This is a genomic window from Paeniglutamicibacter sp. Y32M11 (assembly GCF_019285735.1).
GTDB lineage: Bacteria > Actinomycetota > Actinomycetes > Actinomycetales > Micrococcaceae > Paeniglutamicibacter.
Map to the genome: position 1 here is coordinate 1321162 of NZ_CP079107.1, position 12544 is coordinate 1333705.

Below are 12544 nucleotides of genomic sequence, written 5' to 3' on the forward strand. Positions count from 1 at the left end.
GAGGCGCTCGCCGAATAGACGAAGCGCCTCCGCGTCGGGGTGAGGTTTAGCGTTGTGGTCTAGCCCTTGACCGAGCCACTCATCAAGCCGCCAACAAAGTACTTGCCCAGCAGGATGTAGACGATCAATGTTGGAACCGAGGCAATCAGCGCACCGGCCATGGAGGCGGCGTAGTCGGTGAGCTGCCCACCGGCTAGGAAGCTGAGCGCGATGGTGACCGGGCCATTACGTCCCGAGGAGAAGAACGCGGCAAAGAGGTAGTCGTTCCAGGCCGAGGTGAATTGCCAGATCAGTACGACAACAAAGCCGGGCGCCGAGATCGGAAGGATGACCGAGGCGTAGGTGCGCAGAATTCCCGCACCGTCCATCCTGGCCGCCTCAATCAGCTCGCTGGGTACCGACTCGTAGTAGTTGCGGAAGATCAGCGTACAGATCGGCAAACCGTACACGATGTGCAGCAACAACAGTGAGGGAATGCCTTGGGCTATCCCAATATTGCTCATCAGCTGCGTCAGCGGGATCATGACTGCCTGGTATGGGATGAACATGCCAAAGAGGATCAGCGTGAACACCAGATTGGCACCGGGGAAACGCCATTTGGAGAGTACATAGCCGTTGATAGACCCCAGCGTGGCAGAGATCAGCGCCGCAGGAATCACCAGCAGGAAGGTTCTCCCCAGGGCGGGGGCCAGCGTCGTCCAGGCCTTGTCCCAGCCGGCTGTTTCCCAAGATTGGGGCAGCAGCCAGGCGCGTGATGGATCTGCATCCGAGGTGCCCTTGAAGCTGGTGATGAACAGGACGTAGGCGGGGATCAAGATGATGATCACGAAGAAGATCAGCAGCGCGTACTTCAACGTCCGGTTAATGCGGCGGCGTCCCTTATTTGGTGCCGAAGCTGCACTTTGCGGGGCTGCGTCGCGGGGTCGGGTCAATGTTGAGGTAGCCATTAGCGCTTCTCCGCTCGCGAGGTGTACATGAGGTACGGGATGACGACGATCGCTACGAGCACCAGCAGGATCATGCCGATGGCTGCGGCATCCGCGTAGTCGCTGCCGATGTACTTAACCCACATCATGGTCGCCGGAACCTGGACATCGTAGGTGTTGGCATCCGGGACGATCGCACGAATCAAGTCAAAGAGCTTCAAGGACATGTGTCCGATGATGATCACGGCAGAGAGCATCACCGGGCTCAGCTGCGGGAAGATCACGTGGCGGTAGAGCTTCCATTCGCTACAGCCGTCAATCCGGGCAGCCTCGCGTAGTTCCTCGGGAATGCCCCGGAAACCGGCAAGGAACAGGGCCATGACGTAGCCCGAGAGCTGCCAGATGGCGGGTACGGCGATGGCGGCAATGCCCCAGGTGGGGTTGGACCACCAGTCGTTTTGCATAAAGCCCAGTCCAACGGAATCCAAAAGACGGTTCAGGCCGGTGGTGCGTTCACCGCCGGGTTGATCCGTTTGCAGGCTGGAGAGCAACCACCGCCAGACAACACCGGAGGCGATAAAGGAAATCGACATCGGGAACAGGTAGACGGCGCGGAAGATGCCTTCGCCCTTCGCCGGCTTATCCAGCAACCAGGCCCACAGGAATCCGAAAATCAACGTTCCGGCGAGGAAGACGACGGTGAGGATGAGCAGGTTCAAGAGCGAATGTTGGAAGTTCGAATCGGCCAGCAGATTGCTGTAGTTCGAGAATCCAACGTAATCGTTGCTGGGTTTTGCGGTGTGCTGGTTGGTGAGGCTGACTCGGAAGTTTTCAATGATGAGCCAGTAGACGAAGACGCCAACCAAGATGATGGTGGGTGCCAGGAGCAAGAGTCCCGGGCCCCAGTGTTTTACGCGCGCAAACATGGTTTCCTTTCAGAGGAAAGTCGCGTCACAAACATTTGGGGGCGCATCACGAACCGTTGTGGTTGTGAGCGCCCCCAAACGCGTGGTGGAGAGTGCTTACTTGGCGAACTTCTCTGCGGTAGTTGCAGCGGATTCCTGCAGGGCTGCCACATCGTTGTCGCCACCAAACTTGCTGACTGCCGTGCTCAGGTCATTGAGCCAGGCCACTGGCACCGCGGCGCCGTGTGCCAGGGAGGAGACGATCTTGTCCTGCGAGAAGTCCTTGATGGCGCTCTTCTGGTACTCGGAGAAGTCATCCGTCTTGGCGGTGGTGTTGGCCGGAATTGATCCCTTGGCCTTGTTGAAGGCTGCCTGGCCCTCGGCCGAACCGATCGTTGTCAACCAGGCCTTGGCTCCTGCCGGGTTGGGCGCGCCCACCGGCAGGGTGAAGGAATCGGCGAGGAAGTTGAAGACACCCTTGGTTCCCGGCATCGGGAAGTAGGTGTAGTCGGTGCCCGCAACGTCTCCGTCTTGAGCGAATTTGGCCTCGGCCCAGTCACCCATGAGGTTGTAGCCTGCCGCGCCGTCTTGGACCAGCTGGGTGGCTGGTGCCCAGTCGCTGAGTGAATCGCGGTCGGTATTGGTGTAGCTCAAGACCTTCTTGTATGACTCGATGGCCTTGGTGACATCGGCGCCCTTCCAATCCGTTGCTCCATCCCAGAGGCCGTTGTAGCCGTCGACGCCGAGGCTGGAAAGCAAAACGTTTTCAAAGAGCTGGACCTGTGTCCAAGAACCGGCGACCGCTAGCGGGGTCTTCCCGCTGGCCTTGATCTTTTCCAGGTCTGCGATCCAGGCGTCGAGGTCTTCGGCGGGTTTGGTCGGATCCAAGCCCGCGTCCTTCAGGACCTCAACATTGGCCCAGACGACGTTTGAACGGTGAATGTTGGAGGGAACCGAGTAGATCTTTCCATCCACGGTGAGCCTGTCGACCAGGTCCTTGGGGAACTGGTCGGTGAGGTTGTTGTCGGTATAGAAGCTGGTGAGATCCTCAAGCTGCTCCGCATCAATGTAGTCCTGGAGCTCAGCACCGGCGTGTGCCTGGAAGGAATCTGGCGGGTTGCCCGCCTTCAGCTGGGCCGCCAAGACGCTCTTGGCCTGTGAACCAGCACCGCCGGCTACGGCCAGATTGTCGAACGTGAGACCGGGGTAGTCGGTGTTGAATACCTTCACCAAGGCATCAAGTCCGACCTTCTCCGAACCGTCGGCCCACCACGTGAACACACCGACCTTGCCGGTGGCCTCACTGGCCGGAGCCGCGGTGTCCGAGGGAGTTTCGGCTGCACCGCCGCACCCAGCAAGGGTCAGTCCCAATGTTGCGGCCGCTGCGATGAGCGATAGACGACGGCGCATATTTGCCTCCAAAAGTTGTTTGAAAATGTGAGAATTTGTCGAGTGATGTGTCAGGGATCACCTAATGGTTGCCTACGTCACAGTTTGTCGTCAACTACTTAACGCAAACTTTCCCGAATCGTTGCCAAAATGGAGGCCTAAATCTGACGTGACTGGCCTTGGCGGAGCACCAGTGCTGACGCGCCGAGTGCCTCGGCGCGGTCACCCAGGGCCGCCATGCGCACCACCGTATTCTCACCAATGATGGGGATGGCGTGGCGGAATAGGCCGCGACGAACTGGCTCGAGCAGTAGCTCACCGAGCGGTGCCAGTGGTCCTCCGATGACAATGACCTCGGGGCTGAGCAAGTTGGAAACGTTGGCCAATGCATGGCCAACAGACGCGCCGACATCTCCAAGGATGCGAAGTGTTGCCGAGTCCCCGGATTGTGCGCGCTCAATCACCGCCTCGATGCCGATCGGGGTGCCCTCGCTTTGGCTGAGGAGATCGATGATGACTCCCGTGGAAGCCACGGTCTCCAGACATCCTCGATTTCCACAGCGGCAGATTAATCCCTGATTGAAGATTGTTGAATGCCCGATTTCTCCGGTAATGCCTAGGCTTCCGTAGTACAGCGACCCGTTGAGCACCAGGCCGGCGCCGATGCCACTGCCAATCTTGAGGAAACAGAGATTTGAGCATTCTTGATGCTCACCCCACGTCACTTGGGCCAAGGCTCCCAAATTGGCGTCATTGTCAATGAATACGGGCAAGTTGAGAGCGGCTTGGAGCTGGGATTCGATATTGATACCCACCCATTGCGGCAGGATCGCGCCCCTGATGACGGTCATGGTTCTGTGGTCTATGGGTCCGGGGATGCCAATGCCCGCGCCGAGGAGCTGGGCGTGGTCGACGCCGAGATTGGTGCAAAGCTTTTTGAGCATCGATGCGGCGATCGAAATGCTTTCCTCCGCGCGGTGGCCCACTGGTAATGCCGTATGGTCCTCGCCGAGCAGACGGAACCCGGCTCGGGCGAGGACAACGCGAACGTGGCTACGTCCGAAATCGATGCCTACCGCGACATCCGCCGCGTCGATGATGCTCACGCCCATCGCCCGACGCCCCGAGCTGGTGGTGGGGGCGGTTTCCACGCGCTGTGTGGCCACGAGGGACTTGACGATGTTTGAAATCGTAGCGGTGGATAAACCCGTAGAGCGGGCCAGTGCGGCTTGCGTCAGCGTCCCATGGCTGCGCAGCATGGCAAGGATTCGTTCTTCGTTTAATTCGCGTAGCGCCGACTGTGAGCCGGGGTTTATAGCGGTGGGGGAGCTGCGTTGATCTGGACCCATGTCTAGTAGCGTGCGTGACAAATACTCTTGCGGTCAAGACATGAACGCAAGATTAATCGATTGCGTTACTTCTTGAAGTCAGCAAAAGCGCGACCAATGGCCCTCTTGAGGGTGATGAACGTTGACGCGCGTTGATCTGCCGGGCACCGGATCGGCGTGGCGGTAGCCCGTGGAGGTGCACTGCCCCTCAGAGTAGAAGCAGGCAGCCCTGTTTGAATGTCTGCTCGGAATCATGAGGGAAAGACGAAACATGACAAATCCGAACCTTGAGGTCTGGCCTCCCACGGGAAACGAATATCGCCGTTCCGAAGTTTCGGCGCAGATTGGCAGCAGTCAGCTGTTTTGGGAGCGAGCCTCGACCCGTGTTCTGGAATGGGGTGTAAAGACTGCCAGCGGTTTTAGCGTGAGCTCCTCCGCTGCGGTGACGCCGGGGGACCGGATAGAGGTCACCGCGGAACTTTTTGGTCTGCGGATCCTTGAACCAGTGGAAGTCGTTGCCGTTGTAAATGAAGTAGACCGCGTCGGTTTTTCCTACCGAACGCTTCCCGGACATCCGGTGTCGGGGAGGAAGCCTTTATTGTCAGTCGCCATGGTGACGCGGTACATATCACCATCCGATCGCTGACCCGGGCTGCTGCGCAGCAGCCTTGGCGAGCGCTGTACCCACTGCTTCTGGTCGTGCAGCAAATTGTTCGGCGAAGGTATCTCCGAGCTCTTCGTTAACTGCCCGTAGAAACTCAACATGAGTTCCTAGGTGATACCAAGTCGCCGTGACTGGACACCAGCCAACCGTTTAACGGCCACGCGCCGCGCTCTCGCCTCAGATCGGTGAAGTACGGCCCGTGGTTTCGGGAAAAGGAATGATCGATCAGGGAATGAGGATGGTCTTTCCCGTGGTGGAGCGCGATTCGAGCGCGGTGTGGGCTGCTCCGGCCTCGGCCAATGGGAAGCTTGCGCCAATACGAACATCAAGCTTGCCGTTCGAGACCAGCTCAAAGAGCTCGCCGGAGCGCCAGCGTCGTTCTTCGGCATTAAGCAAGAAATCGGCAATCTTGGGGCGAGTTACGCTCAGTGATCCGTGCGCGTTCAGGCGCTGGAGATCAAAGGGTGGGACCTGGCCCGAGGCTCCGCCAAAGAGCACCAACGTGCCGCGGATCTTCAGGGCAGCGAGGGAGCCATCAAAGGTGTCTTTGCCGATGCCGTCATAAACGACGTCCACGCCCCGGCCGTCGGTGATCTCGCGGACCCGGGTGGCGACCTCGTCGTAGGTCAATACGTGATCGGCTCCGGCGGCGCGCGCCAATTCCGCCTTTTCCGGCGTTGACGTCGTGGTGATCACGGTGGCACCGCGTAGCTTCAACAGCTGTATCAGGAGTAGTCCGACTCCTCCCGCTCCGGCATACGTGAGCACCATGTCACCGGGCTGCACGTTGTAGCTGGAATTGATGAGGTAGTGGGCGGTGATGCCCTGTAGCGGGAGTGCCCCGGCGGTTTCCAATGACACGTTTTCGGGAACGGGCAGAGCCTTATCGGCATCCAGCAGGGTGTGGGTGGCATAGGTTTTTGAGCCCTCGGTGGTGGCGACCCGATCTCCGATGGCAAAATCCGTGACACCTTCACCTACCGCTTCGACGATTCCGGCGCATTCGCTGCCCGGGGTGAAGGGGTACTTGACCTGATAGACGCCCGAGCGCTGGTACGTCTCGATAAAGTTCACGCCGATGGCGGCGACCTTGATCAGCAGCTGTCCGGCTTCGGGGGAGGGGAGAGCGGAGGCAACATAGTCGAATACTTCCGGTCCGCCGGCCTGGCGGGCAATAATTGCATGGGAACTCACGTGTTTCACTCCTTGGTCGACCTCTGGATCAGCTTCCACCATAGCGGTGTGGCTTCTTAAGATCGCAGACGCTGGGCGGAAGTATTGCGGCAGAAGTCACTGTGCGTGAATATTTATTAGCCGGGATGCATAAATGCGTAGTAGGATTGGTTTATGACGTTTTCAGTAGCTGTATCCGGAGCCAGTGGGTATGCCGGCGGCGAGGTTTTGCGCTTGCTGTCGAACCACCCAGACGTGACCATCGGAGCGATCACCGCTCACTCCAACGCCGGACAGCGACTGGGAGAACTCGCTCCGCATCTACACTCGTTGGCCGACCGCATTCTGGTGGAGACCACCGTGGAGCAGCTCAGTGGCCACGATGTCGTCTTCCTCGCCTTGCCGCACGGAGCCAGCGCAGAAATCGCCGCTCAGCTGCCTGAGAGCACCCTGGTAATTGATGCGGGTGCCGACCACCGTCTGGAATCTGCCGAAGACTGGGAAAAATTCTACGGATCCCCCCACGCCGGCACCTGGCCCTACGGATTGCCCGAATTGCCCGGTGCCCGGGCCAAACTCGTCGGAGCCAAGCGCATTGCCGTGCCCGGCTGCTACCCGACCAGCGCCCAGCTGGCCCTTGTCCCCGGTTTCGCAGCAAACCTCCTGGAACCCGATGATGTGGTGATTGTTTCCGCATCGGGAACCTCGGGCGCCGGCAAAAGCGCCAAGGTAAATCTCATTGGCTCCGAGGTCATGGGCTCGATGAACCCCTATGGCGTCGGCGGAGGTCACCGCCACACCCCGGAAATGGAGCAGGGCTTCTCCAACGCGGCGCGTGTCCCGGTACGCGTTTCCTTCACCCCGACTCTGGCTCCCATGCCCCGCGGCATCCTGACCACCGCCACGGCCAAGGTTAAGCCGGGTGTCGACGCGGGGACGTTGCGCGCGGCCTGGGAAAAGGCCTACCGCGACGAACCCTTTGTGCACCTGCTGCCCGAGGGCCAGTGGCCCGCCACCTCCTCGGTCATGGGCTCAAATCACGCGCAAATTCAGTTGGCCTATGACGCCCACACCAACCGGGTGATCGTCACCTCCGTGATCGATAACCTCACCAAGGGCACCGCCGGCGGCGCCGTCCAATCCATGAACATTGCCCTCGGCCTGAACGAAACCGCCGGGCTGGCCTACGAAGGAGTAGCACCGTGAGCACGACCACTAAGGGAATCACTTTTCCGGCAGGATTCAGCGCCTCCGGCATCACCGCTGGCCTCAAGGTCTCGGGCAACCCCGATCTGGCCCTGGTGCGAAACAACGGACCACGCTTTGACGCAGCCGCGGTATTCACCTCCAACCGTGTAGCAGCGGCTCCGGTGCACTGGTCCCGCCAAGTGATTTCCGATGGCCGCGCTGATGCCGTGGTATTGAACTCCGGCGGCGCCAATGCCTGCACCGGACCCGAAGGTTTTGCCAATACCCACGCAACCGCCGAACACGTCGCCGCGGTATTGAATGTTGCCAGCGGGGACGTACTGGTCTGCTCCACCGGATTGATCGGTGAGCAGCTGCCGATGGACAAGATTTTGCCCGGCGTCGATGCCGCGGCAGCGGCCCTGGACACCGGCAATCAGTTCGACGGGGGAGCGGCGGCGGCCACCGCCATCATGACCACCGACACCGTGAGCAAGCAGGCCGGGTTCGCCGGCACCGGCTACAGCATTGGTGCCATGGCCAAGGGTGCGGGCATGCTCGCCCCCGGGCTGGCCACCATGCTGGTGGTCATCACCACCGACGCGATGCTTGATGCGCCACAGCTTGATGCGGCCCTGCGCGAAGCCACCCGTGTGAGCTTTGACCGGGCGGACTCCGATGGCTGCATGTCAACCAACGACACCGTCATCCTGATGTCCTCCGGCGCAAGCGAAACCACTCCGGACATCGCCGAATTCACCGCCGGCCTCAAGGGAGTCTGCGTCGAATTGGCCCAGGCGCTGATCTCCGATGCCGAGGGCGCCGCCCACGAAATCACCATCCGCACCTTCAACGCCGCCACGGAAGATGACGCGGTGGAGGTCTCCCGGACCGTGGCGCGTTCCAACCTGTTTAAGACCGCGATCTTCGGCCAAGACCCCAACTGGGGTCGGGTACTCTCCGCGGTGGGCACCACCAAGGCCGCCTTCGAGCCCGATGAACTCAACGTGAGCATCAACGGGATCCAGGTCTGCCGCTTGGGCGGTGTGGGAGATGACCGGAATCTGGTGGATCTAACGGGTCGTAACGTTCTGGTGGAAATCGACCTGAACGCGGGAATTGATGAAGCCAGCCTCTGGACCAATGACCTGACCCACGACTACGTCCACGAGAATTCGGCCTACAGCAGCTAAGTGCCACGTGCCTTGGGAGGAGTAACGGGGATTGAACCCGCGACCCCCACCGGCACTCCCATTTGGCTCAATTGTTTCAGTGAGGAACACCCCGAGCATGTCTGAGAACAAATCCACGCCAACACCCATGGACGTGGCGCAACGTAAGGCCGAGGCCCTGATCGAGGCACTGCCCTGGATCCAGCGCTTTGCCGGCTCCACCATGGTCATCAAGTACGGCGGCAACGCCATGATCAACGAGGATCTGCGCCGCGCCTTCGCCGAAGATATCGTCTTCCTGCGCCACGTGGGCATCAACCCGGTGGTGGTGCACGGTGGCGGTCCGCAGATCAACTCCATGCTGTCCCGGCTGGGTATCACCTCCGAGTTTAAAGGTGGACTGCGCGTCACCACGCCCGAGGCCATGGACGTGGTGCGCATGGTGCTCACAGGACAGGTGCAGCGCGAGCTGATCGGTTTGATCAACTCGCACGGACCCTACGCGGTGGGACTTTCCGGGGAAGACGGTGCGCTGCTGCGCGCCGTGCGAACCGGGACCTACATTGCCGGCCAACACGTAGACCTCGGACTGGTGGGTGAGGTGACGGGTGTGAAGCCCGATCAGATTCTTGACTTGCTGGCGGCGGGGAAGATCCCGGTGATCTCCACCGTGGCCCCCGAGGTCGACGAACACGATAACCCCACCGGTCAGGTGCTCAACGTCAACGCCGACACCGCAGCAGCGGCCCTGGCCAGCGCGTTGGGTGCCTCCAAGATGGTCATCCTCACCGACGTTGAAGGTCTCTATGGTGCCTGGCCCGATAAATCCTCGCTGATCACCTCTCTTGATACCGAGGAATTGCGAGCCCTGATGCCGCGGCTCGAATCGGGCATGATCCCTAAGATGGCTGCCTGCCTCAAGGCCGTGGACGAGGGCGTGGGCCAGGCCCACATCGTCGACGGACGCCAACCACACTCCATGCTGCTCGAGGTCTTCACCTCCGCGGGCGTGGGCACCCAAGTTACTCCGAAGGACCGGGCATGAACCAGATTATTGAACAGGAAACCGGGGCCCTCGGTTCGCTGCAGGGCAGTGAGCTTTTGGCCCGCTACAACCATTCGCTGCTGGGTGTTTTCGGTACCCCGCAGCGCGTCCTGGTTCGCGGTGCCGGCTGCCATGTATGGGATGCCGACGGCAAGGAATACCTTGATCTACTCGCCGGCATTGCCGTCAACGCCTTGGGCCATGCCCACCCGCTGCTCTCCAGTGTGATCTCCTCCCAGCTGGCCACGCTGGGACACATTTCCAACTTCTTCACCAGCCCCACGCAGATCGCTCTGGCCGAGAAACTGCTGGCACTGAGCGAAGCCCCGGAGGGCTCCAAAGTCTTCTTCACCAACTCCGGGACCGAGGCGAACGAGGCGGCCTTTAAGCTCGCTCGGCGCAACGCCGGTACCCCCGAGGTGCCGCGAAAAAAGATCATCGCGCTCGAGCATGCCTTCCACGGCCGCACCATGGGTGCCTTGGCTCTGACCTGGAAACAGGCCTACCGCGAACCCTTCGAGCCGCTTCCCGGTGGCGTTGAATGGATTCCGGCCGGGGACATCGAGGCGCTGCGTGCGGCGGTTGATGAGACCACCGCCGCGGTATTTATCGAACCGATCCAGGGCGAGGCGGGGGTGATCGAATTCGCGCCCGGCTACCTTCAGGCGGCGCGCGAGATCACGGCAGAGGCCGGAGCCCTACTGGTCTTTGACGAGGTCCAGACCGGTATCGGTCGCACCGGACAGTGGTTTGCCTCCGCCGGCGTACTTCCCGATGCCATGACCCTTGCCAAGGGGCTGGGTGGCGGCTTCCCGATTGGTGCGTTGATCGTCTTCGGGACTCGCGCCACCACGCTGTTGACCCCCGGTCAGCACGGAACGACCTTTGGCGGGAACCCGGTGGCCACCGCGGCCTCGCTGGCCACCCTGCACGTGATTGAGTCCCAGGAATTGCTGGCCCACGTCGAAAGCGTCGGTGCGGATCTGCGCAGCAAACTCGCGGCCCTCGACTTCGTCACCGACGTTCGTGGACGCGGTCTGTTGATCGGTCTGGACCTGGAGAAGGCCGTAGCCCCCGCGGTGGTCAACGCGGCCTTGGAGGCCGGGTTCATCATCAACGCGCCGGGCCCGCATACCCTGCGCCTGGCACCACCACTGATCGTCACCACCGAACAACTCGACACCTTCGTCGCAGCTCTGCCGACGCTCTACGCCGGCGTTGTTGCCGATACCAAGGAATAGGAAACCCACGCACCATGAGCAATTCAGTTCGCCACTTCCTGACCGACCTTGACCTCACGCAGGCCGAACAGACCGAGGTCCTTGATTTGGCCCTGGCCATGAAAAATGACAAATACGGATACAAGCCGTATGCCGGTCCGCAGACGGTGGTCGTCTTCTTCGATAAGACCTCCACCCGGACCCGGGTGTCCTTCGCCGCTGGTATTGCCGAACTTGGTGGTTCCCCGCTGATCGTCAACTCCGGTGAATCCCAGCTGGGCCACAAGGAATCGATCGCCGACACCGCAAAGGTACTTGAGCGGATGGTCTCCACCATCGTGTGGCGTACCTACGCACAGTCGGGACTCGAAGAAATGGCCGAGAACTCCAGTGTCCCGGTCATTAACGCGCTCTCCGATGATTACCACCCCTGCCAGTTGCTGGCGGATTTGCTCACCGTGCGCGAGCACAAGGGTGCGCTTGGCGGCCTGTCCATGGCCTACCTGGGTGACTCGGCCAACAATATGGCCAACTCGTACCTGCTGGCCGGCGTCACCGCCGGTATGCATGTACGTATTGCCGGCCCCGCCGGCTACCTGCCCAGCGCCGAGATTATCGCTGCGGCGCAGGAACGTGCGGCAGAAACCGGCGGTTCGGTGCTCATCACCACCGATGCGGCAGAAGCGCTAGCGGGTGCCGACGTCGTGGCCACCGACACCTGGGTGTCCATGGGGCAGGAAGATGAGAAGGCGCAACGCATGGAACTGTTCCGTGAGTACGCTGTTGATTCCGCCGCGATGGCCCACGCCGATAAGGACGCAGTAGTTCTGCATTGCCTCCCGGCGTACCGCGGTTACGAAATTTCCGCGGACGTCATCGATGGCCCGCAGTCGGTCGTTTTTGATGAGGCCGAAAACCGAGTTCACGCGCAAAAGGCGATCATGGGCTGGCTGATGGCCAAGTCAAACCTGGCCGAGGTCGCCGGAGTAAGCGCCGATCGATGAGCACCCCCGCATCCTTCCAGCCCACCACCAAGATCGCCCGCCAAGCTCGGGTGAGCGCCATTTTATCGACAAAAACCGTTCGGTCACAGGCCGAATTGGTGGCCTTGTTGGCCGATGAGGGAATGGCCGTCACTCAGGCGACGCTCTCACGCGACCTAGTGGAACTGGGTGCGGTGCGGGTTCGCGGCGTCGATGGTGGATTGGTATATGCCGTCCGTCAGGAAGGTGGAGATCGCAGCCCACAGGCAGGCGTCACGCAAGAAGTGCATGATGCCAAACTGGCCAAGCAATGTGCGGAACTGTTGATTACCGCCGAGGCCTCGGGAAACATCGTGGTGCTTCGTACCCCACCGGGCGCCGCGAGCTTCCTGGCATTGTCCATCGACCACTCGACGATGCCGCAGATTTTGGGCTGCATCGCCGGAGATGACACGGTCATGTTGGTGACGCGCGACGTTGATGGCGGTGCCGATGTCGCGGCCCGCTTCCTGGCGTTGGCTGACCCGCAGTAAATGAGTCGAAAAGCCGAG

The 12544-nt window shown here is 60.9% G+C and carries 11 protein-coding genes and 1 pseudogene; 7 read left to right on the forward strand and 5 right to left on the reverse strand.

Annotation, left to right across the window (positions count from 1 at the left end):
• Positions 1-59 precede the first annotated feature (59 nt).
• The 4 genes from KUF55_RS05790 to KUF55_RS05805 all read right to left on the reverse strand — a co-directional run bounded on the left by KUF55_RS05790 (position 60) and on the right by KUF55_RS05805 (position 4569).
• Complete coding sequence (locus KUF55_RS05790) at positions 60-947, reverse strand: carbohydrate ABC transporter permease (protein ID WP_218818274.1); 888 nt, start codon at positions 945-947, stop codon at positions 60-62.
• Entirely contained in the window at positions 947-1852 is a 906-nt protein-coding gene (locus KUF55_RS05795; protein WP_168153288.1) for a carbohydrate ABC transporter permease, read from the reverse strand. Before KUF55_RS05795 ends, KUF55_RS05790 begins: the two co-directional genes overlap by 1 nt.
• 96 nt (positions 1853-1948) lie before the next feature.
• Positions 1949-3241: an ABC transporter substrate-binding protein gene (locus KUF55_RS05800; protein ID WP_132361336.1), complete on the reverse strand. Its 1293-nt coding sequence runs from the start codon at positions 3239-3241 to the stop codon at positions 1949-1951.
• 137 nt (positions 3242-3378) lie between these two features.
• Complete coding sequence (locus KUF55_RS05805) at positions 3379-4569, reverse strand: ROK family transcriptional regulator (RefSeq protein ID WP_218818275.1); 1191 nt, start codon at positions 4567-4569, stop codon at positions 3379-3381.
• Between the two features lie 250 nt (positions 4570-4819).
• Here KUF55_RS05805 and KUF55_RS05810 point away from each other — a divergent pair.
• Positions 4820-5292 (forward strand): annotated as a pseudogene (locus tag KUF55_RS05810) (DUF1990 family protein).
• Between the two features lie 145 nt (positions 5293-5437).
• Here the strand turns inward: KUF55_RS05810 and KUF55_RS05815 are convergent.
• The gene (locus KUF55_RS05815) at positions 5438-6406 is read right to left on the reverse strand and encodes a quinone oxidoreductase (protein WP_255557347.1); all 969 of its coding nucleotides are present in this window, start codon (positions 6404-6406) and stop codon (positions 5438-5440) included.
• A gap of 153 nt (positions 6407-6559) precedes the next feature.
• On the opposite strand from KUF55_RS05815, the gene argC reads away from it, so the two are divergent.
• From argC to KUF55_RS05845, 6 genes are all read left to right on the forward strand, one after another.
• Positions 6560-7591 carry an N-acetyl-gamma-glutamyl-phosphate reductase gene (gene argC / locus KUF55_RS05820; RefSeq protein ID WP_218818277.1) on the forward strand — a complete coding sequence of 344 codons (1032 nt, stop codon included), beginning with the start codon at positions 6560-6562 and terminating at the stop codon, positions 7589-7591.
• The gene (gene argJ / locus KUF55_RS05825) at positions 7588-8766 is read left to right on the forward strand and encodes a bifunctional glutamate N-acetyltransferase/amino-acid acetyltransferase ArgJ (protein ID WP_218818278.1); all 1179 of its coding nucleotides are present in this window, start codon (positions 7588-7590) and stop codon (positions 8764-8766) included. Before argC ends, argJ begins: the two co-directional genes overlap by 4 nt.
• Before the next feature lie 97 nt (positions 8767-8863).
• Positions 8864-9790, forward strand: a complete 927-nt coding sequence (gene argB / locus KUF55_RS05830) for an acetylglutamate kinase (protein ID WP_132361324.1) — start codon at positions 8864-8866, stop codon at positions 9788-9790.
• Entirely contained in the window at positions 9787-11031 is a 1245-nt protein-coding gene (locus KUF55_RS05835; protein WP_132361322.1) for an acetylornithine transaminase, read from the forward strand. Before argB ends, KUF55_RS05835 begins: the two co-directional genes overlap by 4 nt.
• A 14-nt stretch (positions 11032-11045) precedes the next feature.
• Positions 11046-12014, forward strand: coding sequence for an ornithine carbamoyltransferase (gene argF / locus KUF55_RS05840; RefSeq protein WP_132361320.1), 969 nt, complete (start codon positions 11046-11048; stop codon positions 12012-12014).
• Positions 12011-12526 carry an arginine repressor gene (locus KUF55_RS05845; protein WP_132361318.1) on the forward strand — a complete coding sequence of 172 codons (516 nt, stop codon included), beginning with the start codon at positions 12011-12013 and terminating at the stop codon, positions 12524-12526. Before argF ends, KUF55_RS05845 begins: the two co-directional genes overlap by 4 nt.
• The last annotated feature ends 18 nt before the right edge of the window (positions 12527-12544 follow it).